The 24,202-nt window shown below is 42.1% G+C and carries 17 protein-coding genes; all 17 read left to right on the top strand.

What is annotated here, in order from left to right; translation table 11 throughout:
• Positions 1 to 856: 856 nt before the first annotated feature.
• The 17 genes from FE394_RS03655 to tssG all read left to right on the top strand — a co-directional run bounded on the left by FE394_RS03655 (position 857) and on the right by tssG (position 24,195).
• Complete coding sequence (locus FE394_RS03655; protein ID WP_319925048.1) at positions 857 to 3,055, top strand: type VI secretion system Vgr family protein; 2,199 nt, start codon at positions 857 to 859, stop codon at positions 3,053 to 3,055.
• A 23-nt stretch (positions 3,056 to 3,078) separates the two neighbouring features.
• A complete protein-coding gene (locus tag FE394_RS03650) occupies positions 3,079 to 5,682 on the top strand; it encodes a DUF2169 family type VI secretion system accessory protein (protein WP_319925047.1) in 2,604 nt (867 codons plus the stop codon).
• Positions 5,679 to 6,746, top strand: coding sequence for a pentapeptide repeat-containing protein (locus FE394_RS03645; protein ID WP_319925046.1), 1,068 nt, complete (start codon positions 5,679 to 5,681; stop codon positions 6,744 to 6,746). Before FE394_RS03650 ends, FE394_RS03645 begins: the two co-directional genes overlap by 4 nt.
• Positions 6,747 to 6,760: 14 nt before the next feature.
• A complete protein-coding gene (locus FE394_RS03640) occupies positions 6,761 to 7,381 on the top strand; it encodes a DUF3540 domain-containing protein (protein WP_319925045.1) in 621 nt (206 codons plus the stop codon).
• Between the two features lie 70 nt (positions 7,382 to 7,451).
• Complete coding sequence (locus FE394_RS03635) at positions 7,452 to 7,844, top strand: DUF4150 domain-containing protein (protein WP_319925044.1); 393 nt, start codon at positions 7,452 to 7,454, stop codon at positions 7,842 to 7,844.
• Between the two features lie 32 nt (positions 7,845 to 7,876).
• The gene (gene tssJ / locus FE394_RS03630) at positions 7,877 to 8,461 is read left to right on the top strand and encodes a type VI secretion system lipoprotein TssJ (protein WP_319925043.1); all 585 of its coding nucleotides are present in this window, start codon (positions 7,877 to 7,879) and stop codon (positions 8,459 to 8,461) included.
• Positions 8,454 to 9,800, top strand: a complete 1,347-nt coding sequence (gene tssK / locus FE394_RS03625; protein ID WP_319925042.1) for a type VI secretion system baseplate subunit TssK — start codon at positions 8,454 to 8,456, stop codon at positions 9,798 to 9,800. Before tssJ ends, tssK begins: the two co-directional genes overlap by 8 nt.
• An 8-nt stretch (positions 9,801 to 9,808) precedes the next feature.
• Positions 9,809 to 11,029 (top strand): DotU family type VI secretion system protein, encoded by a 1,221-nt coding sequence (locus FE394_RS03620; protein ID WP_319925041.1) that lies wholly within the window; start codon positions 9,809 to 9,811, stop codon positions 11,027 to 11,029.
• Between the two features lie 12 nt (positions 11,030 to 11,041).
• Entirely contained in the window at positions 11,042 to 14,767 is a 3,726-nt protein-coding gene (tssM, locus tag FE394_RS03615) for a type VI secretion system membrane subunit TssM (protein ID WP_319925040.1), read from the top strand.
• 90 nt (positions 14,768 to 14,857) lie between these two features.
• Positions 14,858 to 15,949 (top strand): type VI secretion system protein TssA, encoded by a 1,092-nt coding sequence (tssA, locus tag FE394_RS03610; RefSeq protein WP_319925039.1) that lies wholly within the window; start codon positions 14,858 to 14,860, stop codon positions 15,947 to 15,949.
• A gap of 127 nt (positions 15,950 to 16,076) precedes the next feature.
• On the top strand, positions 16,077 to 16,634 hold the full coding sequence (tssB, locus tag FE394_RS03605) for a type VI secretion system contractile sheath small subunit (protein WP_319925038.1): 558 nt from the start codon (positions 16,077 to 16,079) through the stop codon (positions 16,632 to 16,634).
• Positions 16,635 to 16,637: 3 nt separating this feature from the next.
• A complete protein-coding gene (gene tssC / locus FE394_RS03600) occupies positions 16,638 to 18,140 on the top strand; it encodes a type VI secretion system contractile sheath large subunit (RefSeq protein WP_319925037.1) in 1,503 nt (500 codons plus the stop codon).
• 157 nt (positions 18,141 to 18,297) lie between these two features.
• Entirely contained in the window at positions 18,298 to 18,789 is a 492-nt protein-coding gene (locus FE394_RS03595; protein ID WP_319925036.1) for an Hcp family type VI secretion system effector, read from the top strand.
• Between the two features lie 114 nt (positions 18,790 to 18,903).
• Positions 18,904 to 20,520, top strand: a complete 1,617-nt coding sequence (gene tagH, locus FE394_RS03590) for a type VI secretion system-associated FHA domain protein TagH (protein ID WP_319925035.1) — start codon at positions 18,904 to 18,906, stop codon at positions 20,518 to 20,520.
• A 148-nt stretch (positions 20,521 to 20,668) separates the two neighbouring features.
• Complete coding sequence (locus FE394_RS03585; RefSeq protein ID WP_319925034.1) at positions 20,669 to 21,223, top strand: type VI secretion system baseplate subunit TssE; 555 nt, start codon at positions 20,669 to 20,671, stop codon at positions 21,221 to 21,223.
• Between the two features lie 31 nt (positions 21,224 to 21,254).
• The gene (tssF, locus tag FE394_RS03580) at positions 21,255 to 23,129 is read left to right on the top strand and encodes a type VI secretion system baseplate subunit TssF (protein WP_319925033.1); all 1,875 of its coding nucleotides are present in this window, start codon (positions 21,255 to 21,257) and stop codon (positions 23,127 to 23,129) included.
• Positions 23,130 to 23,145: 16 nt separating this feature from the next.
• Complete coding sequence (gene tssG / locus FE394_RS03575) at positions 23,146 to 24,195, top strand: type VI secretion system baseplate subunit TssG (RefSeq protein WP_319925032.1); 1,050 nt, start codon at positions 23,146 to 23,148, stop codon at positions 24,193 to 24,195.
• Positions 24,196 to 24,202 lie beyond the last annotated feature (7 nt).

Here is a 24,202-nt window from a genome sequence, read left to right as displayed (position 1 = left end):
TAAATGCTGCTTTCCCCCTTTATTTTATATCTGCAAAAGTGTTTTTCGCGGTAAAAAAGAAACATAGTATTTACAATGTTGAATTTACAAAACACCAAAAAAAATAAATTTATCAAAATAATATTCCAATCAAATATTGATTAAGCAGAATAATAATTTAAAAAATTGAATTATACAGTTTGCATGAATTTTCAAGACCGATTACTCCATCCCAAACAAATGATTAAAACACAACCAACAGGATAGATTTAATCAAACCAAAATGAATCAAAATTAATATTGTTGTAATGAGATGTTGTAATGAGATGTTGTAACGAGAGTTAAGTTGCACATTTTTCTGAAAAAAACATGTCAATCAAGATGAGTGTCATCAAAAAACCCAATCTATTCTCATCTTCCAGCACCAATAATAACAATACAAATTGTCGGGAAAAGAATGTCAAATAAGAGAAAGATTGATTCTTTCGGTCTGACGAGAGTCTTGTAATCCGCAGAAATACAGAGGAAAAATATCAACATTACATCAGGGAAATCCCAAAAAAACAGGATAAAAGCACAACTTAATCTGTAGGTCAAATGGGTTTAGTCTTCGTTAAATAATATCCATAACTCTGCTCAATCAGGCCTTATTAAAACTGCTTACTTAACAAGCAAGTAAACATCACCCCCTAAAAAACCATAAAATAAACTTATACATCAAGTAAACAGAAGAGCATTCGTAAATTGAAAATAGTAAACCTTATGCTTAAATCAATGTTAGTCGGAAAGCTCATCATTCATGTGTTACTCCAATCTTCGTATGTTCCTTGATCAGTCAGGAATATGCGGTAGCTTTAAGCAAAAGCAAGGACATCCTATGGAGAGAAAATTTATCGCACATAGCTCATTGTCTGGAAAATCTTTATATTTCAATTCACTTAAAGGAATAGAAAGATTATCGGAAGCCTACGAGTTTGAGATTCAATTATTAAGTGAGAAGAGATTGGCTGATCCCATTTCTTTACATAACACAGCACTCACTATAGAAATAAAAAGCAAGTCTCTGCCAACAAGATATTTAAGTGGTTACATAGAAAAGATATCCTACTCTCCATTTTACAAATATGACGACAGGCTCTACTTATATACTGCCACAGTAAGACCTAAATTATGGGATTTAAAGAAAAATCTTGGTTATAGCATTTGGCAAAATAAAGATGTTCCCGATATTATCTCAGAGATATTGAGTAATGCAGGCATTATCTTTGAAAATCAGCTCACCGAAAAATATCGCACATGGGAATATTGCGTTAAACATAACGAAACTGATTTCGATTTTATTCATCGGTTGATGGAACATGAAGGGATTTATTACTACTTCAAACATGAGATGGGAATTCATACCATGATTTTGGTAGATGCGCCTCAATCACATGAACCTATGCCGGGATATGAAAAAATTAAATATATCAATATACACCACACACGTCACTCACTTAAAAGACACCTTAAAGAATATATCTATAACTGGAATGTCTCCAGTATCACCATACCACAAACTTATAGCTCTGATGATTACGATTTCCGTAAACCACGGGCGAAATTATCTACAGTTACCCAGACCCCGATCAGTTCTATTGATGATTCAGAAATGTTTATTTGGCCCGGGCACTATGCAAAAAGCGAACAAGGACAATTTTATACCCGGATTCGCCAGCAAGCTGCCGAAGCAAGAAGCGAATTGATTGATGGAGAAGGAAATGTAATGGGCATGGCTCCTGGACATGTCTTTAATCTATCACTCCCCACTGATATTAAAGGCGATGAATACAATGACTACTTAATTGTAGGCGCACACTACTTCTTCCAAGAGTCTCACTATATATCCGGCACTACTGACGATTATCCTGATAAAGATGACCATCTTAATAAAAACAGAGACGCGCTTGATAAGAATAAAAACATCATTCAATTTGATGCTATTCCGGCTGATACGCACTGGAAACCGCAGGTTGTCACACCATGGCCAAAAGCAACCGGCCTTGAAACTGCCATTGTCACCGGCCCCGATGATAAAAAAATATGGACTGACAAATATGGCCGGATAAAAGTGAAATTCCGGTGGGACAGGGACGATAAAGAAGATGACACCCGTTCTTGCTGGATGCGTGTTGCGACACGTTGGGCCGGCTGGCGTTATGGCAGTGTCTGTATCCCTCGCGTGGGGGAAGAAGTTATCATCAGTTTTGTCAATGGTGACCCTGATAAACCTTTAGTCATCGGCAGTACTTACAATAATGAGAATATGCCTCCCTGGGATTTACCGAAACATGAAACCCGTGTCGGCATTATGTCAAATACAAAGGGAGGAAAACACGATCAGGCAAACTATCTCTTTTTAGATGATGAACCTGATAAAGAATTATTTGATTTACATGCCGAACGTGACATGAATATCTCGGTGGAAAAAGATAAAAAAATCACAATTGATGGAAACCGTACCACTGAGATAAAAAAAGAACAAAAAGATACCGTAAAAGGAAATGCTAATTTCACTTACAAAGCAAATCACGAAACAACGATTGAAGGTTCAGACAAATTAACTATCAAAGATGGTCAGCAAGAATCCATTAAAAACGGACGAGAAACAGAAATCAGTGGCGGGGATACTTATAAACTTAATGGTAATCTGAACGCAAAAATTAATGGTAATTGGATACAAGATATTACAGGGGTAACAACGATTTCAAGCCCCAACCTTATTACGATCAAAAGCGATACCAACGTGGTAATAGATTGTCCACAGCATTTTTGGTCAGTTAAATCTTTATCTGTTTCCATCGTGGGCATGAGCCAAAGTTATACAGGAGTATCGCAATCCAGAACAGGCAATAGTCAAAGTTTTACAGCAGTAAATTTGTCAACAACGGGGACCAGTGTCAGCGAGAGCCTTATTGACCTTAATAAAATAGAAACCAAAATCGTTAAAGCAACCACGGTATTAAGCGATACCACTATTTCAATCATCAAATCAACAAGCAATATTATAAACAGCACATTACATATCATCAGTTAATAACTATCCCTTTCAGGATTTCAATGAAAATTATTAAACCTTTGCGTTTAAGTATACTTTACCGACCTTATCGCTGGTTGCAGAAAAATCATCTTGGGATCTCCGCTATGGCACTGGCTGACATGAGTTCTGCTCCATGCCTGCGTCCGGAAGCAGAACTGTGGCAACTGGCTGAAAGAGAATTGAAAACCTGTAACAACATTATCGATCTCGCGATACCTAAACCCTGTGCTGAATTTTTGGCAACAGGCTATGCCTATACTCATCATCAGACAGATAAAACCACGTGTACGGCCCGTATTCAGGTGGAAAAACTGGAAAAAAATTTAGCTGTTTTTGGTGACCGTTATTGGGTTGATGATAGTCCTTCAAAGCCCCAACCTTTTGAACAAATACGATTGGATTGGAGCCGGGCTTTTGGCGGTAAAAACTATGAAGATAATCCACTCGGTATCGGTTCCGAACCAGAGGAGCAAGAAGATGGGATGAGGGTTCACCGCTTACCCAATATTGAAACACTGCATAATCGGTTGATATCAAAACAGCGCTTACTATCCGAACAAGAAATACCTGCTCCGGCCAGTTTTTGCCCTCTGGATTTTTCCTGGCCATGCCGGTTTACCCGTATTGGAAAAAAATACGACAACGCGTGGCTGGAAAACGAATTTCCCGGCTTTTCCGGTGATATCGACTGGCGATTATTTAATGCAGCGCCAAAAGATCAGTGGTGGGAAGAAAAACCCTCCCTGCCAGAACAGGCGGCATGGCGCATTTGGAATATGCATCCGGAAAAACCCGTGCAGGAAGGTACATTACCGGACTGGAATGCACGTTGTTTTATCAAACGATTGCGTCTTGATGAAGAAGTTTTTGAAGAAGTCATCATGCGCAACACAACTGTATGGTTTTTTCCTCATCTGGAAAAAATGTTCCTGATTTGGCATGGCAGCATACAAGTTAATGAAGATGATGCCAAAGATGTCCTGCAAATGATATCGGCACTGGAATTACCTGATAAGCCCCGCCCGGAGAGCCATTATTTACAGGTTCTGGAACAACGCATGGATAAAGAAAAAGGTGCCTTATACACTTTTCGGGAAAAAGATCTGATTCCTGAAGAAATCATTGGCCCGTGGCTAGATACAGAACAGCCTGAAAGTGCTCCTCTATTGCAATTGCAGAAAAATTTCCAAAATCGAGAAAAACGCCTGCGTGAACAGATGAAAGAAAGATTGGCTGAATATGGTAAAGATATCAATGCGTTGATTCCGGCACAAACCGAACAACACACTGATTTTAAATCGCCCAAATTGGATGAATTACCGGAGTTCATAGAACAAATAGAGCAGGATATCGTTCGGAAACGTGCTGAAGCTGAATTGCAACGGACAGAAGCAGTTGCCAAAGCAAAGGATCAAGGCATTGATGTTAAAAATCAGACTACGGAGAACCAGATCAGAGGGCCGGAAAATATGCATCGAATGCAGGATATATTGCGTCAGCAGCAGCAAAAAATGGAGATTGATGATAAAGAGCTGGCTCGGATTACACAATCAATGCACACAATGTACCTGTCTACGGTTCAATCGCAACTACCCGCTCTGCGTCTGACCGGCAACCTGTCACAGATTATCCGGAAACGAGTACAGAATATCATGTTGCACGGAGGAGATTTCAGCGGCATGGATTTTACCGGTGCTGATTTGTCAGGCATGGATTTACGGGGAGCCAACTTCTCCCGTACTTTATTGGAAAGCGCCTGTTTAAATCACTGCCAACTGGATGAAGCAAATTTCAATGAAGCCATGCTGGCCAGAACAGATATCTGCCATGCTTCACTGCGGGGTGCCAAGTTAGATAGCGCCAGTCTGGCATTGGCTAAATGCGAGCACAGCGACTTTTCTGAGGTAAGTTTTGAGAAAACCCAGCTACAGGAAACGCGGTTTGATCACTGCCGCTTTCATCATGTCCTATTTGAAGATTTACTCTTACAAAAAATCTTTATCAGCCATTGTGATTTCCAATATTCACAATGGAAATCTTGCACATTTATGGAACTTGAACTCCCTGCGCTCAAATTCCATCACGCAAACCTGAGTAAGGTGACATTTATTAAATGTAAGCTGAAACAAGTGATTTTTGACAACGCGGAATTGGAAAGCTGTTCATGGGTGGAAACGATGGCAAACGGAAGCCGGTTTCACTCAGCCAAATTACTGACCTGTGCATTCGCCATGGACAGTGAACTTAATCAGGCGGATTTCAGCCATGCGACACTGACAGAATGCAATTTGCGCCAGATGCCTCTGGTCAAAGCGAGTTTCTATGCCGCAACCCTGAATAACAGTGATCTCAGTGAGTCCGACTGCCAGTCAGCCGATATGCAGTATTTAAATGCAACAAACAGTATATTTACTAGCGCTAATTTTCGGGATACCTTACTCAATAATGCCAATCTGGCTGGCGCACTGATGCAGAAATGCAGCTTTATCAACACGAACTTACAAAACGCCAATTTATTCCGCACCGATATGTCCCAATCGATTATCGATGATTCGACTTCAATTACCAATGCCTACATTAATCGAACCAAAACCTTGCCCAAAAGAGATAAGGAAATAATATGAATTCACTCACAGCTGATGAATTAGTGGATAAAATCAAACAAGGTGAGATTATTGAAAAAATCAGCTTGCAGAATATATCACTCGCAGGACGTGATTTATCAGGGGGAATTTTCAAAGAAGTCGATTTTTCAAGCACTGATTTTTCTCATGCTGTAATAAAAGAATCTGTTTTTACCGAGTGCCAAATAGAAGAAGCCATTTTCAATGCTGCCATATTTGAACAAAGCGTATTTGATCAGTGCAATCTGATTAGAACGGTTTTCAACAAAAGTACATTGGCAGACAGTGTGTTCAATAAATCTGTTTTAGACAAAACTCAGTTTACCGCGACCAAACAGAATAATATCCAATTTTCATCCAGTTCTTTGCAGCAGGCTGATTTCAACCACAGCCACTTTGATCGGGTCACATTTATTGATGCCTCCATGGATAAAACTAAATTCAGTCATAATCACTTTTTTCTGGTTACTTTTTTTCGGCAGGATTTACGGAAAGTTAATTTTTCTGTCAATGAATTCGACAAAGCTGTTTTTTTTGAATGTGACCTCCGTGGTCAAAATTACCACAAACAGCAATTTAAAATGTGCCAGTTCACAAATAGCCAGCTTGATAATGTCGATTTCAGTCATGCCATATTGACTAATTGCAATTTCAAGGGGGCGATTTTAAAAGATGCCTTACTATCAAATGTCAATGCAACTCAGGCGCTATTCACCGAAGCCGATTTAACCCGGGCCTGTTGCAAAGACAGTCAGTTTGAACAAGCCATTTTTGTTGATGCATGTCTGGAATCTGCGGATTTCCGGCACAGCAAACTTTCAATGGCAATCATGCACAAAGTGAATGCAGAGAATGCACAATTTACCGGCTGCGATATGCCTTACGCTGATCTTTCTTATGCAAATGTCAACAACAGTGATTTTCGCGCAGCCCATTTCATGAGGACACTTTTTCATCGCACCCAACAGATTGAAACATTATTTTCTGATCGTCAGGGCATTCTGGAAAATGATCCTGAGCTATTCGCGGCTGAAGAGTGGAGTATGCAACATAATAAGATTTAATCCGGAGAATCAACATGACGAATCCTTCTTATGCGCTTTCCTCATATACCCTTACTACCGAGCCATTACAGCAAATTACCGGACAGATCGTCAGCATTCATCAGGACGGCAGTTTTATGGCAGAGAGCAAGAACAACCGTGGCTGGCATTGCCGACGCGCTGCCAGTTGTTTGCTGAAACCAGATCTGGGAGATACCGTACTCATTACAAAAATTGATGATCAACTCTGGGTTTTAGCCATATTAGAACGGACAGAACAGCAACAGGCGGCTGAAATCAGCGTTTCCGGCGATCTGACCATCACTTCCCACGGCAATCTGAACATGAATAGCAATGGGTTGAATATCACAGCCAACAGCGGGAACTGCCATATCAGTGAGATGCAATACAGTGGAGAATCGCTGTCTGCGTGGGTGTCAATCACCCGTTTGGTCGGCAATCAGTTTGAATCTCTCTGGCAAACAGTCACACAACTGAGCAACCGGCTATTTCGCCATACCACACAAACAGAGAAAGTTCATGCCGGTCAGTTGGATATGCAGGCTGAAGATTATGTCCGGTTACATGCTCAACAAACTATCGTGACGGCAAAAGCCATCACCAAAATCGATGCTGAACAGATCCATATCGGCTAATTTCATATCAACGAATTTTATCTCAACTAATTTTATCTCAACTAATTTTATCTCAACTAAAGGAAAAACTATGTTTGCCAATACTCAAGGTGGCGGAATGGATCTGGCTACCCCCGATGTTTGCCTGACACCCATGTTTACTCCTGTGCCGGTGCCTTATCCTAATATAGCGCAAGGCCCTACCGGCATCAGCAATGCAATGAATATCCTGTTTATGGGTTGTCCCGCACATAATCTGGCAACCTCTATTCCCATAACAATGGGAGATAATGCGGGCGTCAATCTTGGCGTGGCTTCCGGTACGGTCATGGGGCCATCACGCCATGTCATGGGAGCCAATTCGGTCTTGATCAAAGGTACACCTGCCACACGGTTATCAAGCACCAGCATGCAGAATTCAACTAATGCAGTAGGTTCCCGCATTGTGCCCAGTCAAACAAAAGTGCTTATCATGGCCGCCTGACGCTGTACTATCCGGCAGATATGGTGAACCTAATGAAAATACCTCTGCCCCAGAAAAAAGAAATCTCAATAAATAGCTTACATTCAATCGGATGGTTGTTTAGAGGCGTATTTTTGTCCCTGTTTTTGTTGGCCATTGCAGGTTGTTCATCAGAAGAAAAAAAATTACCACCTTATAAAATTATCTTCGATACCGCCTCTGGCTCGAATAATTCCGCTCCACTGAAAATGCGGGTCATTTTATTGAAGTCGAATGAAAAGTTTATGTCCGCTGATTTTTTTTCTCTGCAAGAAAACGCTCAGAATGTATTAGACGATAAATTAATTAATGAAGATCAACTTTTTGTCCGCCCTTCCCAACCTATTCATTGCTTATTGGAAAAAAATAAATCGGAGGCTAACTACATCGGAATTATTGCTGAGTATCAACAATTGAACGGTAAGAAGTGGCGTCTTTCATTTCCCGTTCCTATACCTGAAAAACCTGCTTTTTATGAGTTCTGGCGTTCTGCTCCTGACGAATTACGTGTGTGCGTCAAAGTCACTAACAATGGCTTAAGTCTCATCAAAAAATGTGACTTAAGTTGTACAGCAGGAAATGAAGAAAACGATGAATAGATCAGAAAAAGTTATCTGGACAGAAGGTATGTTTTTACGCCCTCACCATTTCCAACAGGCGGAAAACTATTTAGAAGCCTATACTCGTGATTGGGGGATAGCACAAACACCTTACTATTGGGGATTTTTGACCCTCGAATTAGATCAAGAGTTACTCAATCAAAGTAAAATAAAACTTTCCTCTGCCAGCGGAATTCTTCCTGACGGAACCCCATTTAGTTTTGATGCCGCCAATGCTCCAACACCCTTGCAACTCACTGAAAATCAGTCAAATATCAATGTAGTACTGGCTCTCCCCACTTTCCGGCGGGGAAAAGAAGAAATCATTTTCAGTGAACAAAAAGACTCTTTGGCTCGCTTTGTCAGCATCGACGTTGAAGTCAATGACTTTAACGCGATGTCAGTCGGTAATGCCGCAATCCAATTTGGCAAAATGCGTTTACGTTTGATGTTGGAATCCGATTTAACGCCGGAATGGACTGCATTGACCATCGCACATGTCGTCAATAAAACGAGCGATAATAAACTCCATCTTGACGCGTTATTCATTCCTCCGCTGCTCAATTGTCGGGCAAGTCCGCGGGTAGTCAGTTTTATCACCGACATACAGGGTCTGCTGGAACAGCGCCGCCAGCAAATCAGCCAACGCCTGTTACAACTGGGACGCTATAACGATTCTGAAATCATGGATTTTCTCTTGTTGTCACTTCTGAATCGCTATAGCGGCCAAGTGAACCACATGCAGAATTTATCATTATTGCATCCGGAACGGTTATTCAGTGAATGGCTGCAATTTGCGACCGAACTGACAACGTTCTCCCCAAACCGTGTACCAGAAGAGATCTTGCCGCTTTATAACCACGATAATTTAATTCAGTGTTTCAACCAGCTTATGTTCCAACTGCGTCAGGGACTCTCAATAATTCTGGAAGAACAGGCTATTCAGTTACCTTTAACGGAATATTCTCATGGCCTGAACATTGCTACGTTACCCGATTCCAATATGATAAATATGTTCAGCTTTGTACTGGCCGTCCATGCTGACGTTGCTAACGATATATTGATGAGCAACTTTCCGGCCCAAATGAAAATTTCGCCTGTTGACCGCATACGTGAATTGGTTCAGTTGCAATTACCGGGTATTCCACTGCGGGCCATGCCATCTGTACCCAGACAAATTCCCTGGCATTCAGGGTACGTCTATTTTGAGTTGGAAAAAGAGGGAGATCTGTGGAAGCAGATGGACAAATCCGGGGGTTTTGCATTACATCTGGCCGGTGAATTTCCTGGTCTGCACATAGAATTTTGGGCTGTCCGCAATCAGGAAAAATTAAGGTAACGTAGCCGATGATGCAAAAAAAACAAGAAAACCAATATAGTCTGTTTTCTGATGAAGCTATTTCTAATCCATTGGTTTCCGCCGCCAATCCGTTGCTGAATACTATCCCCCAAATCCGGCATTCTATTGTTCATCCTGATCCAACCGATTTACGACAGCAACTGATAAATGAAATCCGGCATTTTGAAGTGGTATGCCAGCAGGCCAAATTACCTTATGAAGTGATCATCGGAGCGCGCTACTGTTTATGTACTACATTGGACGAAGCCGCAGCGCTGACGCCCTGGGGACTTCGCAGTGTCTGGTCAGGCAGTGGATTGCTTGTTACTTTTCATAATGAGACATGGGGAGGAGAAAAATTTTTCCAACTGCTGGCCAAATTATCACAAAACCCCAAAGAGAACATATTCCTGTTAGAACTTATTAACTTCTGTCTACAACTCGGATTTGAAGGACGCTATCGTGTTATGGATAACGGACGTTCCCAGTTAGAAACCGTGAAACAACGCCTGTATCAACTCATACGTTCAGTCCGGGGAAATTACTCTGCTGAGTTGTCATCGAAAGTACAAGCGATTGCCATGCCAAATAAAACCTGGCGATTTTCTTTACCGATATGGGTGATTGCCGCCGTATTAAGTTTTTTGATATGTGTCATCTATATCAGCCTGAATTCGCGGTTGGGGGGCATACTCAATCCCGTTATGGCAAAAATCTATCAAACTAATTTACCCAATACAGTAACCAATAATCAGATATTACCGCCCGCATTACCTGTTCTGAATCTACAAAATATGTTGAAAGAGGAAATAGACGCCGGATTATTAGACGTTACCAATACGCCTGACAGAAGTGTCATTACGTTGAAAGGTGACGGTTTATTCAAAAGCAGTTCAATTCAGATCAAAGATCGTTATCTGGATATCATCAAGCGTATTGCTGAAGCCATGAATAATATCGAAGGTGGAATTTTAGTCGAAGGATATACCGATAATGTTCCCACCAATTCCCGTCGCTCACGTTTTTCATCTAACTATGCTTTATCGCTAGCCAGAGCCAAATCTGTACAAAAAGAACTTCAACGCTATTTAAATCAACCTGAAAGAGTCAAAGCTGAAGGAAAAGGTGCCAAAAATCCATTAGTTCCCAATAATACTCCCAGTAATCGAGCTAAAAACAGGCGAGTTGAAATCACACTGTTAGTTTCTCCTATAAATGAAACGATGTGAGGAAACGCATACATGCTGAATACACTCCTTTCCATCATCACCAGTCGATTGACATGGAGTTTTCTCGGAATAACAGTAATATCTCTCATGATCTGGTTTTTGGGTCCTATTATTTCTGTCGGTAACACCACGCCTTTAAAATCCAATACAATACGAATCGTTGTTATTCTTGTTCTTTTCCTTGCATGGATTTTAATTAAATTAGCCCCCCGACTGTACCGGATATGGTTTAATAAAAAACTGGAAAATCAATTAAATATCAATCGGGATGAAAAAGAAGGAACAAAACAAAATGAGCAATATATTACATTGGCAGAGCATTTTTCTGATGCGGTAAAGTTACTGAAAAAAGCCTATTTCTCTGGGCTATACAATAAAAACAGACCCGGCTGGAGCAACCTTTTCAACCGTCAATATATATATCAATTACCCTGGTATCTCGTTATCGGTGCACCCAATTCCGGTAAAACAACCGCACTGGCAAATTCTGGTCTGCACTTTCCATTAGAAGACTATCTTGGGAAATCGGCTCTGTATGGAATGCAGGGTATGAATGACTGTAATTGGTGGTTTACCAATAATGCCGTTCTGCTTGATACTGCCGGACGCTATACCACACAGGACCGTTCACACGGGCAAGATGCCAATGAATGGAAAAGTTTTATCCAGTTATTGAAAAAATACCGTACCCGTCAGCCGCTCAATGGACTCATTATTACCATTAGCGTGGAAGACTTACTGAATCCATCAGCCGAAGCACGGGATAGACAATCTTATATATTGCGTAGACGCCTATCGGAATTACATGAACGTCTGAAGATACGTTTTCCTATTTATATCTTGATCACCAAAACGGATTTACTAAAAGGATTTACCGCTTATTTCTCCCATTTTGATAAAACATCACGCGAGCAAATTTGGGGATTCAATTTCCCGTGGGGCGGTAAGCTGGGTTGTAATCTGAATACAATCTTTGAACAACAATATAGTCAGTTACAACAACGATTGGATGCAGAATTACCCTATATCCTCTTGAATGGACATGATTCACGGGAATGTGCAGAAAGTTATCTGTTCCCACAAGAAATGGCTTCCTTGCGTCCACTCATTGAACAATATCTTGAAATCGTATTCGCAAAATCAGGATTTGAAATACCCTGCTATCCACGCGGGTTGTATTTCACCAGCGGAATACAAGAAGGACAGCCATTCGACAATGTGATGGCGCAATTTAACCGGAAATTTCAACTGCCAACAAATAATGATAGTGATTCCATGTCATGGGGAGATGATAAAGGAATTGTGCATCCTTCTCCTGTGCGTCAGGCTTATTTTCTGAAAAATGTACTGGAAAATATTTTCCGTGAAGCAGGCATTGCCAGTTATAACCGTTGGTGGGTATACCGAAAACGCCTGCTAAACGGATTAGGTTATCTTTCTTTGCTTGGCATACTGGCAGTGATTACCGACTTGTTTTTTACCAGTTATAACAACAACAAAAATTATCTGATGGAAGTACAAGACAAAATTCCGGCTATCGTACTTCAGGGAGATGAAGTAAAGAGAAACCCGAATAATATTTATGCCCTGCTGCCTATTTTAAATAGTCTGGCTCAGTTAAATAAAAGTAAAAACTTTTCTTTGGATAATCCCCCGCTATCCTACCGTATGGGGCTATACAGTGGTGAGCAAGTCAGTGATGCAAGCAACTCTCTGTACAGAAAGGCGCTACAAACATTGTTGTTACCCCAAGTAGCAAAGCTAATTACTAACCAGATGAAAAATGAAAATGAGGATGATATAGAGAAAACCTACAATACGCTAAAAGCGTATCAAATGTTGTATCAGCCTGAACATTATGATGGCAAGTTTCTGCACAACTGGATAATGCGCTATCTGGAAACCCGCCTGGATGCAAATACAACACAAAAACAGCTGCAACAACTTGATGAACACCTTAGTCAATTATTGGAAAATCAGGCTGTGACATCACCGTTTATTCGTGATAATAATCTGCTTAAACAAAAACAAGTCTTAATCAGCAAAATTCCACCAGCCCAACGTGCCTACAACTATTTAAAGAATAAGTTATTGGATGATCCTGAATTAGCTCCGGTGAATTTGGAGACGCTTGCGGGTCCGCAGGCTGAATTAGCTTTCTCAAGCATGTTTTCAAACAATCTCGCAAACAATCTCGCAAACAATCAGGCAAGCAATAGCGGAACATCATTTGCCAACGGTATACCGGGAATGTTTACTCCGGCTGGTTATCAGAAAGGCATTGATAAAGATCTCAATACTTTTCTTACCACGTTATATTCGCAAGATAATTGGGTACTTGGCCCTTATGCGAGAAAATTAACAATCAACGAAATTAAATCCTTCGTTAAACAGTTCTATATCAATGATTACATATATCAATGGGACAAATTTCTGGCTGATATCCGTTTAAACAATATTGACAGTCTGGATCAACGAACCAATACCGCACGTTTACTCTCTGCTTCTGATTCACCACTGCGTAATCTTGTTATTAATATCAGTAAAAATGTCACACTGCATAATGAAATACTCAATAAAAATAACGCAGCGACCAAACAGCTCAACAGAGTTGTAAAGAGTCAAACGGATAAACTCACACAATTAGCATCTAAACAACCGTTAGTTTCCGCACAGCAATTAGTTCCCAAACAAATATGGCCTGACAATCAGAAATATACGCCGGAACAGGCGCTGGAAGCCCATTTTTCACAAATTACTGCGTTGGCAAAAGGGGCAAATGAAAAAAATAATCAGAAGATCCCTTTCGATGATACGTTGAAAAAGATTGGCGAGTTATATCAGTACCTCACATCCGTACAAAGTGCGGTAAAAACCAGTATGCCCTTTCCTCCCAATAATATTATCACTCAGTTACAAGCCACATCCGAACGCCTGCCAATACCGTTCAGAAGCATGGTTTACTCACTGGCTGTCGGTGCCAGTAGCGATACCCAGATGAGTGATATGAAAAACATCGCCAAGCACCTCAGTGCAGAAATCGGCAGTTTTTGTAATCAGGCAATTGCTAATCGCTATCCGTTAATCGCTAAGGCACGTCGGGATATCAAACCGGATGACATGGCCAGAATATTTGCTCCTGAGACAGGTTTAATGGACAGTTTTTTCCAGAAGAATTTAGTGGGGAAAGTAGACACAACTCTGCAAAGATGGCGGTTTATGCCGGGTGTCAATGGCAAGCCGTTACCGGGAGGAGAAACCTTACTCCGGCCTTTCCAGCAGGCGCAAATTATCCGTAATGCGTTATTTACCAGTGGAACACCGACGCCCTTATTTCGTGTCATGGTTCGTCCAATCAGCATGGATAACAATGTATTAAGCATGATACTGGATGTAGATGGGCAGAAATTACAATACAGCCACGGGCCACAACTTTCACAGCTCATCAGTTGGCCGGGTCCGGCTAAAAGCAATCAGGTTCATATGCAGTTGAATCTGAACGATGGTACAACCGTGAATTTATCAACTTCTGGCTTCTGGGCACTAAATCGACTCTTGGATCAGGCACAACGAATCCCGCATGGCAGCACGGAGGATTCATCTGATGATATGGGCTTACAAGCCATGTTTAATATCAAAGGTCACTCTGTTTCTCTGGACTTTACACCGAACAGTGTTTTCAGCCCATTCAGACTTCCTGTTTTCTCTTGTCCTAATTTGAAGATCCTGACCGTATAAGCAATCACTGCATAAACAATCACCGCATAAACAATCAATTCAATATGAACTGATTATCTCAATATGACCTGAATATAGACTGAAAATATCATGAATATTGACACCTTGCTTACCCCGATCGATACAGAGTTGGCCTGTGGAGAAAATCTGGAATACGATGACGAATTCATGGCCTTAGAGCAATTATTGGTCGAAAAACCCGAGCAGCAGTTTGGCGATGTCATCATTCCGGCCGAACCACCCCATTGGGGAGAGGTGGAGAAAAAAACCATTCACCTACTCTCTCGCACCAAAGATCTGCGTATCATCATAGCGCTTATGCAGTCATGGCTGAACCTGCGTGGATTATGTGGTTATGCTGATGGACTGGACTTGCTCCGCCAGACCCTGGAGCGTTATTGGGCAGAGGTGTGGCCAAGGCTGGAATTTGATGGTGAGTATGATTTTTTACTTCGCCTGAACACACTGGCCGCCATCGAAGATGGTTCACCTTGTACAGTAAAGGCTCAGCACTCTGTTTTGCTGAAAAGTGTTTCGGATGAGCTGACATTGCAGAACGCATATTTACTCCTTAGCGGCACAGTAACAGAAGTCAGCGGTTATACAGGTGGGCGAACCCGATTAATCAATGAATTGAAACAACAGTCCGATAACCCTGAGGTTCTGGCAACAATAGCTATTCACGAACACTTGACTGCCCTGATGGAGATTATCCGTCATAACTTATCGGCCGGTCATGTGCCAGAACTACCGAATTTCCTGAAACAGCTGGATACAATCATTAAATTTTGCGCCACAGATGACTCAGAAACAGGCAGTGCAGAATCACTTGATTCGGCATCGCTTAGCAATCCAAACACATCAATGGAACAGGCAACCTCAGCCATCATAACTTCAGAACAAGTCCCTTTTTCCCATTGGCAGGCAGCCGAAGCCAATAATCGTGATGAAGCACGCATGTTATTGGAAAAAGCCAAAATCTATTTTCTGAAGCACGAACCAAGCCATCCTGCTCCGATAATGATTAGTCGTATTCAGCGGCTGATTGATAGTGATTTTATGAATATCATTCTCGACCTTGCACCAGAAGGATTGAACCAGCTAGAAATCATTTTTGGTCGCTCACACCATTCCAACATGGATTCTGAACCCAGTTATGACATGGACCCTGATATGGATTAATTATTTCTTCTTTTAATACTTTTAGTTATCTGACCGCATGTCTCCTTATATCCCTTAGATTAAGCGACAGCTAGAAAGATCAAGGAGATCAATTTACCGCCTTGTAACCAATGACGGAGTACTTGCCATGAAATCCAGCGGACAAAAGTTTATAGCCCGGAATCGGGCCCCCCGTGTACAGATTGAATATGATGTTGAGCTTTACGGCTCGGAAAAAGCAGTTCAATTACCCTTTATCATGGGAGTTATCGCTGATTTGGCAGGAAAACCTGAGGAAGCCTTGCCAGATGTCAATGACCGCAAATTTCTGGAAATTGATGTTGATAACTTTGATGAACGCATGAGTTCAGTCAATCCCCGTGTTGCCTTTCAGGTTGACAATACCCTGACGGGCGAAGGTAAGTTGAATATCGATTTAACGTTTAAAAATATGGAGGACTTTCAACCGGATGCAATAGCCAAAAATGTAGAGCCCCTGGCTAAGCTACTGGAAGCCCGTGTCCAGTTGGCCAATTTACTGTCCTATATGGACGGTAAAGACGGAGCAGAAAAACTGATTTCTGAGATATTGCAAAACCCCGCCCTGCTGCAATCACTGGCGGAAGCTCCAAATCCTGAAAATAGCGCTTCAGCAAGTGGTACTGAAAACAGCACTACTGAAGACAGTACAGAAGATAAGGAGTAATGAATGAGTACACCTGAACAAGACACTTTGCTTCAGCAAGAGCAGGTAGCTAAAGAGTATACCCCTGATGAACTCAGTACATTGCTGAATAAAGAATTCCGCCCGCAAAGTGATCATACACGCAATGCCGTTGAAAATGCGGTAAAAACACTGGCACAACAAGCACTGGAAAATACCGTCACGGTTTCTGGCGATACTTATCGTACCATCCAGTCACTCATTGCTGAAATCGATGCCAAAATTTCCCAGCAGATGCATCATATCCTGCATCATAAGGAGTTTCAGACTCTGGAAGGGGCCTGGCGGGGTTTGCACCATCTGGTCAACAATACAGAAACCGATGAAATGCTGAAAATCCGGGTGATGTGCCTTTCCAAAAAGGAATTGAGCAACACACTAAAACGTTTCAAAGGGATCAGTTGGGATCAAAGCCCGCTTTTCAAAAAAATCTATGAAGCTGAATATGGTCAGTTTGGTGGTGAACCCTTCGGCTGTCTGGTGGGGGATTACTATTTCGACCATACTGCGCCGGATGTTGAACTTTTGCGCCAAATGGCACAAATCAGCGCAGCAGCACATTGCCCGTTCATTGCAGGTGCAGCACCAAGTGTTATGCAAATGGAGTCCTGGCAGGAGTTGGCTAACCCCAGAGATCTCACCAAGATTTTCCAAAATACTGAATATGCGCCCTGGCGCAGTTTACGCGAATCAGAAGACGTACGTTATATCGGGTTAGCACTGCCACGTTTCCTCTCCCGTTTACCTTATGGTGCTCTTACAAATCCGGTTGATAATTTCAATTTTGAGGAAAATACCGAAGGACCGAATCACGACAACTACACTTGGTCAAATTCCGCTTATGCCATGGCTGTCAATATTAATCGCTCATTTAAGCTCTATGGCTGGTGTACCTCCATCAGGGGAGTAGAATCCGGCGGGATGGTGGAAAACCTGCCTTGCTACACATTTCCTTCTGATGACGGCGGCGTAGATATGAAATGCCCCACCGAGATTGCAATCAGTGATCGTCGTGAGGCGGAATTGGCAAAAAATGGCTTTATTCCGTTATTGCATCGCAAAAACACCGATATGGCTGCCTTTATTGGTGCTCAATCCCTGCAAAAACCAGCCGAATACTACGATCCAGATGCTACCGCTAACGCCAACCTTGCGGCGCGTCTTCCCTACTTATTCGCCTGCTGTCGTTTTGCACACTACCTGAAATGTATGGTGCGCGACAAAATAGGGACTTTTCAAGAACGGGCGGATATGGAGCGGTGGCTTAATGAGTGGATCACTAATTATGTTGATGGTGATCCGGTCAACTCGTCGCAAGCAACTAAAGCAAGGAAACCGCTGGCTGCGGCAGAAGTTCTGGTAGAGGAAATAGAAAGTAACCCCGGATATTATCAAGCGAAATTTTTCCTGCGGCCGCATTATCAGCTGGAAGGTCTGACTGTTTCTCTACGCTTGGTTTCAAAACTACCTTCACTAAAAGGAGCTTAACGCAATATTAAATACGCTTTTCCCAAACAAAATCTCATCATTAATCTTTAGATAGCCATACATACATATCTATCCCTACACCCTGTATATACCCAATGGATATCCAATATGCACTTATTGGATTCAACTAATTCAACTTTATTTAAGGTGGAACATTATGTCTACTGCTGGCATTGATGCATTTATTAATTTTACGAATGTTAAGGGCGAGTCAGGTGACAGCGCGTATAAAGATTGGACGGCTGTCAGGTCATTTTCACTCGAAGTAGTTAACCGTGTTAGTCATGAAAAACAAGGAGGCGGATTAGGTTCTGGTGTCGTAGATGTTTCAGGTCTGGCCGTCGATCTCCTGTTTGATAAATCAGCTATCACCCTACGCCAATATATTGTTAAGGGAACACATATTAAAGATGTGACACTTAATGTACGTCGACAAGGGGGTAAACAAGAGAATTGGTATTCATTAGCATTAACAAACGCAATCATTGCAAGATCCACGCTGACATATGGAGACGGTTTTTTCTTTTCCTCCATCATCATAGCCTTCCAGAAACACAAAGAAAGCTACTTCTCTCAAGAGTATGGATCAGGAGCTAAAGGTGCTGAAGTCAGCTATGACTGGGACTCTTATGCCAATACCGGTGGTTAATATACCTAAAACATACCCAATAACCTCTCTAAAATCAGAGAGGTTATTTCATCACAATAGGCATCCATAACAATAAATATCCACGACAATAAATCTCCACGACAATAGGTATCCATGATGATGCGATTCTCCATTGTTAAAAACTCTGGAACAAACCAACCATCACAACTGAGTTACGACTTTTCCCCTCCCGGAGGCACTATTGGTCGCAGTACAGACAATAACTGGATTCTGCCCGATGAAGAGCTGGCCATTGCCCGATTGCAAGCCGTGGTGTCCATTACTGCCGATGGAGAATGTCGGATTAACAATCAAGGTTCTGCATCTGAAATTTTGCTGAATATGATACCGCTGGCTCCTGAACGTCAGGTTGAAATTCGTGATGGCGATAGGCTGGATATCGGCAGCTACCAGATTAAAGTCATGAATATCGATAAAACGCCACTCTCACCGTTAAATCGCAATCAACCGGAAAACTCCAATGGAATTTGGGACGATCTTGAACAAATTCTTGCGGCTTCAGATACCTTTTCCTCTCAAGAAAAGCCTCCGGCAACTCAGGAGAAGGAGTGGAACAACAATAATCCCCCGGTAAACCATTCTCCAGTCAATCATTCTCCGGTAAATCCTCTGGTGAAAGAGAGTCAACACAGGGAACGAAACCCGATTGATCCACTGACTCAAATTGAGCGGACAACTGATCTTGAGAGCCTGCAACTACGGCCTACAGATCCCATGAGTATGTTCAATTCAGATACAACTTTCCAACAGGAAAATATCCTGAATGACCATACGCCGACAACGTTATTACAACGCGATAAGCAATATGAACATCAAGATGACGATAAAAAGGAAATTGATCCACTCGTCTTGTTTTCTGATAAACATACGCAACATGCCAAAGATAAAGATGATGATCTCTTTAACCAGATATTGGATAACGCCGTGCCACTAAATTCTCTGCATGATGCAACGACTTCTGAATCTCAATGGGTACCTGAATTTCAAGCAACAGAAGAAAACATAAAGGAAACAGCCAGAACGCCGGATCAGAGAATCAATAACCACCATGAACCCCATAACCATCAAACCCATGAAGTCAAATTGGAAGAACAACCAGAAGGAAAGTTACTGGCCGCCTTGCTGGATGGAATGGGGCTAAAAGATCTTCACAGACTGCAATTTGATGAACAGTTCATGTATCAGTTAGGGCGGTTAGTCAGTCAATTATCCCAAGGGATAATATCCCTCAACGCCACACGCAATTTGCTGAAACGCAAATTAGATGTGGAGACAGACATGGTCCGGATTCTGCCGGATTTACATAACCCATTTAAACTTTTGCCTTCTGCCCAGTCTGTTCTGGCAATGATACTGAGTGGTCATATGCCGGGGTTTATGCCACTTGAGGAAGCTACCCGCGATATATTAACCGAGCTACAGGCACACCAATTGGGCATGGTTGCAGGAATGCGTACGACTGCGGCAGATATATTACATTTATTCAACCCCGCTATTCTTGAACAAACAGCACAGGATGACGGTTATTTATCACGTTTATCGTTCTCGTCAACCAACAAAGCATTCATGTGGGATTATTTCACTAAATATTACCGAGCAAAAACGGGTCAATTTGAACATGACTCCGCGCTGTTTAGCGACAATTTCCTGCAAGCTTATGACGCAGAAGTTGAACGATATAAAAACAGCCAAAGCAGAACCCCAAAATAGCAGCCACATAGCTGTCTATGTTCTTGGGGATGAATAAGAGGCTCCTGCCTCTCACCGGAGGCCAGCCTTTGGCTGGGCAAATTCGTTCCTTTGCCGTCGCGCCGCATCTTGAAATCTATTGGGTATATAACGACTAATAGGATAGCCCATGAACGACAATCTCAACTTACTCCATGGCGGTTATCGCAGCAGAAGTAATGCGACTCGTATCACTGCCAAAGACAGAGTCCAGCCGTCTTTGCTGGACAAACTCACCGATAACGAACCGGATAAAAAAAAAGAGGCTATCAATAACTATCTATTGTCGCATAGTGCCTTCCGGCAAAGTGTCATGAAGGATTTACAATGGTTGCTCAATAGCATTAACAGTGAATCAGATCAGGATCTGACTCCCTTCCCGGAAATTTGCAAATCTGTTTATAACTTTGGTTTGGTTCCCCTTGCGGGTAAACCCCTCTCTGAAATAGAGAAGGAAGATATCCAGCATCGAATCATTTCTGCTATTCGTATATTCGAACCACGTATCATTCCCGATGGACTTGAAGTGAGCTGCGTTACTGATACTGATTCGTTGATTTTATACAACACACTACCCATAGAAATAAAAGGGTTTTTATGGTGCATTCCCTGGCAAATAGAATTCCTGTTCCACGCTGATATCGATCTGGAAAACGGTTATTTCACCGTAAAAGACGCCAGTTAACGTCAAGATAACAAAGATATTAAGAGGGGCCATGGACAGTAAACTGCTTGAATATTATAACCGCGAGTTGGTGTACTTACGCGAAATGGGTAAAGAATTTGCCGAACGCTACCCTAAAGTCGCCAATCGCTTAGGAATGCATGGTATTGATGTTGCAGATCCCTATGTTGAACGCCTGATGGAAGGATTTGCTTTTCTGACCTCCCGTATTCAATTGAAAATGGATGCGGAGTTTCCCCGCTTTTCCGAACACTTGCTGGAGATGTTATATCCTAATTACCTGTCACCAACACCTTCAATGGCAATCGTTGAACTCCAGCCTGATACCAGCAAGGGGGATATCAGCCACGGGTTTTTAGTACCGCGTGGAACGTTCATGCATTGCCAGACGTTAAAAAAAGATGGTATTACCTTTCAGTATGCCACAACACAAGATGTTGTCTTGCAACCCCTGCATCTGCAAAATGTTGAACTCGGTAAAATTCCCGCCAACCTTCCTCTCGTAACCTTAGATCTCCACCAATATGGTGCTGTCAGCGCACTGCGCATTCATCTTAGCTGCAAGGAAAAATTTTTCCTTAATGAACTGGATCTCAACAAACTGGTCTTTTTTCTTTCAGGCCCGGAGATTCAATCCCAACAATTGCTGGAACTGATTATGGAGCACTCGGTTGGTATTGTATGCCAGACGCTGGGTGATAATCCCCAATATCAGGTCTTGCCCGATATTTCCCCGCATCATGAGGGATTTGAAGATGAGCAGTCATTGTTTCCTAACGACCCACGTCATTTCAGTGGCTATCGGCAACTTCAGGAATATTTCGCTTTTCCGGCACGTTTCCAGTTTTTCAGTATCAGTGGAATGAACTCATTACTGAAAAACATAACAGAAAAAAGTGAATTTGAGCTGCTTATGCTTTTAGATAAAACAGATGCCGATCTGGAGCGTCTGATAGATGTCTCTTACTTAACCTTAAACTGCACACCAGTAATTAATTTATTTCCTAAAATCACTGAACGCATCACAGTGGGCGAAAATACCAATGAATATCATTTAGTTGTCGATAATACCCGCCCGCTGGATTATGAGATTTTTTCGGTACAACGTTTGCACGGTGCCGATATCAAACGCAAAGAAACACAAATATTCAGACCCTTCTGGTCTACTTTCAGTAATGATAAAAACAATTACGGCACTTATTTTTCTTTACGCCGGGACCCCCGTATTTTATCTGCGCAAGCTCGTCATTACGGAACACGATCCAGCTATATCGGTACAGAAACATTTGTTTCCATTGTTGATGAACAGCATTCGCCGTGGCCTAATCAGTTAAAATTCCTGACCGCTGATGTCATGTGTACTAACCGTGATTTATCTGCGATGTTGCGCCAGCAGGATCTTGAGAACTTTGCCATGTTAGATTCTATTCCCATCAACAAAATTGTGTTTCTCAAAAGACCGACACCACCACGCCCGGCTTTGGCACAGGGTGCAACCTCTTGGAAATTAATCAGTCAGCTTCAACTTAATTATTTGAATTTTATGGATAAAGATGATGAGCAAGGAACTCAGGCATTACGACAGTTACTGAGTCTATATGCTGACCTTGCAGATCCGGCCATCGTCCGCCAGATTAACGGTATTCGTCACTGTTCATTAAAGACTGTCTATCGGCGGGTTCCTGAACCCGGCCCGATAGTTTTCGCCCGTGGTATCAGCATCCGGTTAGAAGTGAACGAACAGGAGTTTGCGGGAACCAGTCCCTGGCTGTTAGGCAGTGTACTGGACAAACTCTTTTCACGCCTGATAACCATGAACTCCTTTACTGAAACGACTTTATACAGCCAACAACGTGGCGATATCGGCTTTTGGCCTGCCCGTATGGGTAGCAAAAAGCTGATATAAAAAAGGAAAGGTGAATATGAGTCAAGCAACCGCTCTTTCCATTCGTCGTATATCTCGTTTGCCGGATGATTTTTGGCAGCAACTCACGCAAGCGCCGTGGCAATTCGATTTATTTCAAACTTTACGCCGTATAGATGCCCAATCCGGAGCAGATTATATGCTTGGCTCTGCCCCATTGCCGAAATACGAACTCTTGCGGTTAGGACAAAAAGCTTCCATGATTTTCGCACCATCGACTATTTCTGAAATTAAAAAACGCGATAACTCAACGCTGTATGACATTCTGATTTACAGTTTTGGTTTGTTCGGCCCTAATGGTCCCATGCCGCTGCATATAACCGAATATGCCTATTCGCGGCAGTATAATTATCAAGATTCCACTCTGAATGCATTTATCAATTTATTTCACCATAGACTGATCATGCTGTTCTACCGGGCTTGGGCTAATGCCCAACCTACAGTCTCGCTCGATAGGCAGGATGACCAACGCTTTTGCCATTATCTCGCCTGTCTGGTAGGAATGGGATTACCCGCTCAGCAAAAACCGGATTCAATCAGTGATCATGCCCGATATTCACTATCTGGTCATTTATCCCGTCAGGGCCATAACGCAGAAGGATTAAGCAAAATACTGCTCAATTATTTCGGTATTCCAATAAAAATTGTGCAGAATATCCCTCAATGGCTAAAAATCGAAACGCGTGATCAGGCTCAATTAAAGGCAGGACGCAATATGCCCCGTTTAGGCCAATCTACCTTTTTAGGAACAGCACTATACGATGTTCAACATAAATTTCGCATCGAATTAGGCCCGTTAATCATGGCGGAATATAAAAAGTTCTTGCCGGGAGAACCTAAATCACAACAACTTCGTGACTGGGTTCATCAATATCTGGGAATCGAATACGCATGGGATGTTCGATTAATACTCCATCAGTCAGAGACTAAAGGAATACATCTATCCGAGCCGATAAAATTGGGTCTGAATAGTTGGCTGGGCAAAATGGAACAACCGATCCATCGCGGAGATTTACTCTATGACCCAGAATCCCCGGCTGTTTCTTAAATCTCTC

The organism is Xenorhabdus littoralis (genome assembly GCF_033949345.1).
Lineage (GTDB): Bacteria > Pseudomonadota > Gammaproteobacteria > Enterobacterales > Enterobacteriaceae > Xenorhabdus > Xenorhabdus littoralis.
The sequence above is the reverse complement of the archived record's forward strand: the minus strand, read 5'-3'. Positions and strand labels throughout refer to the sequence as shown.

Coding starts and splice junctions, on each gene's coding strand:
- tagH (WP_319925035.1), top strand. CDS start 18,904: ATGATGATGCGATTCTCCATTGTTAAAAACTCTGGAACAAACCAACCA.
- FE394_RS03650 (WP_319925047.1), top strand. CDS start 3,079: ATGAAAATTATTAAACCTTTGCGTTTAAGTATACTTTACCGACCTTAT.
- FE394_RS03585 (WP_319925034.1), top strand. CDS start 20,669: ATGAACGACAATCTCAACTTACTCCATGGCGGTTATCGCAGCAGAAGT.
- tssG (WP_319925032.1), top strand. CDS start 23,146: ATGAGTCAAGCAACCGCTCTTTCCATTCGTCGTATATCTCGTTTGCCG.
- FE394_RS03595 (WP_319925036.1), top strand. CDS start 18,298: ATGTCTACTGCTGGCATTGATGCATTTATTAATTTTACGAATGTTAAG.
- FE394_RS03620 (WP_319925041.1), top strand. CDS start 9,809: ATGATGCAAAAAAAACAAGAAAACCAATATAGTCTGTTTTCTGATGAA.
- FE394_RS03645 (WP_319925046.1), top strand. CDS start 5,679: ATGAATTCACTCACAGCTGATGAATTAGTGGATAAAATCAAACAAGGT.
- tssF (WP_319925033.1), top strand. CDS start 21,255: ATGGACAGTAAACTGCTTGAATATTATAACCGCGAGTTGGTGTACTTA.
- tssM (WP_319925040.1), top strand. CDS start 11,042: ATGCTGAATACACTCCTTTCCATCATCACCAGTCGATTGACATGGAGT.
- tssC (WP_319925037.1), top strand. CDS start 16,638: ATGAGTACACCTGAACAAGACACTTTGCTTCAGCAAGAGCAGGTAGCT.
- FE394_RS03640 (WP_319925045.1), top strand. CDS start 6,761: ATGACGAATCCTTCTTATGCGCTTTCCTCATATACCCTTACTACCGAG.
- tssK (WP_319925042.1), top strand. CDS start 8,454: ATGAATAGATCAGAAAAAGTTATCTGGACAGAAGGTATGTTTTTACGC.
- FE394_RS03655 (WP_319925048.1), top strand. CDS start 857: ATGGAGAGAAAATTTATCGCACATAGCTCATTGTCTGGAAAATCTTTA.
- FE394_RS03635 (WP_319925044.1), top strand. CDS start 7,452: ATGTTTGCCAATACTCAAGGTGGCGGAATGGATCTGGCTACCCCCGAT.
- tssA (WP_319925039.1), top strand. CDS start 14,858: ATGAATATTGACACCTTGCTTACCCCGATCGATACAGAGTTGGCCTGT.
- tssJ (WP_319925043.1), top strand. CDS start 7,877: ATGAAAATACCTCTGCCCCAGAAAAAAGAAATCTCAATAAATAGCTTA.
- tssB (WP_319925038.1), top strand. CDS start 16,077: ATGAAATCCAGCGGACAAAAGTTTATAGCCCGGAATCGGGCCCCCCGT.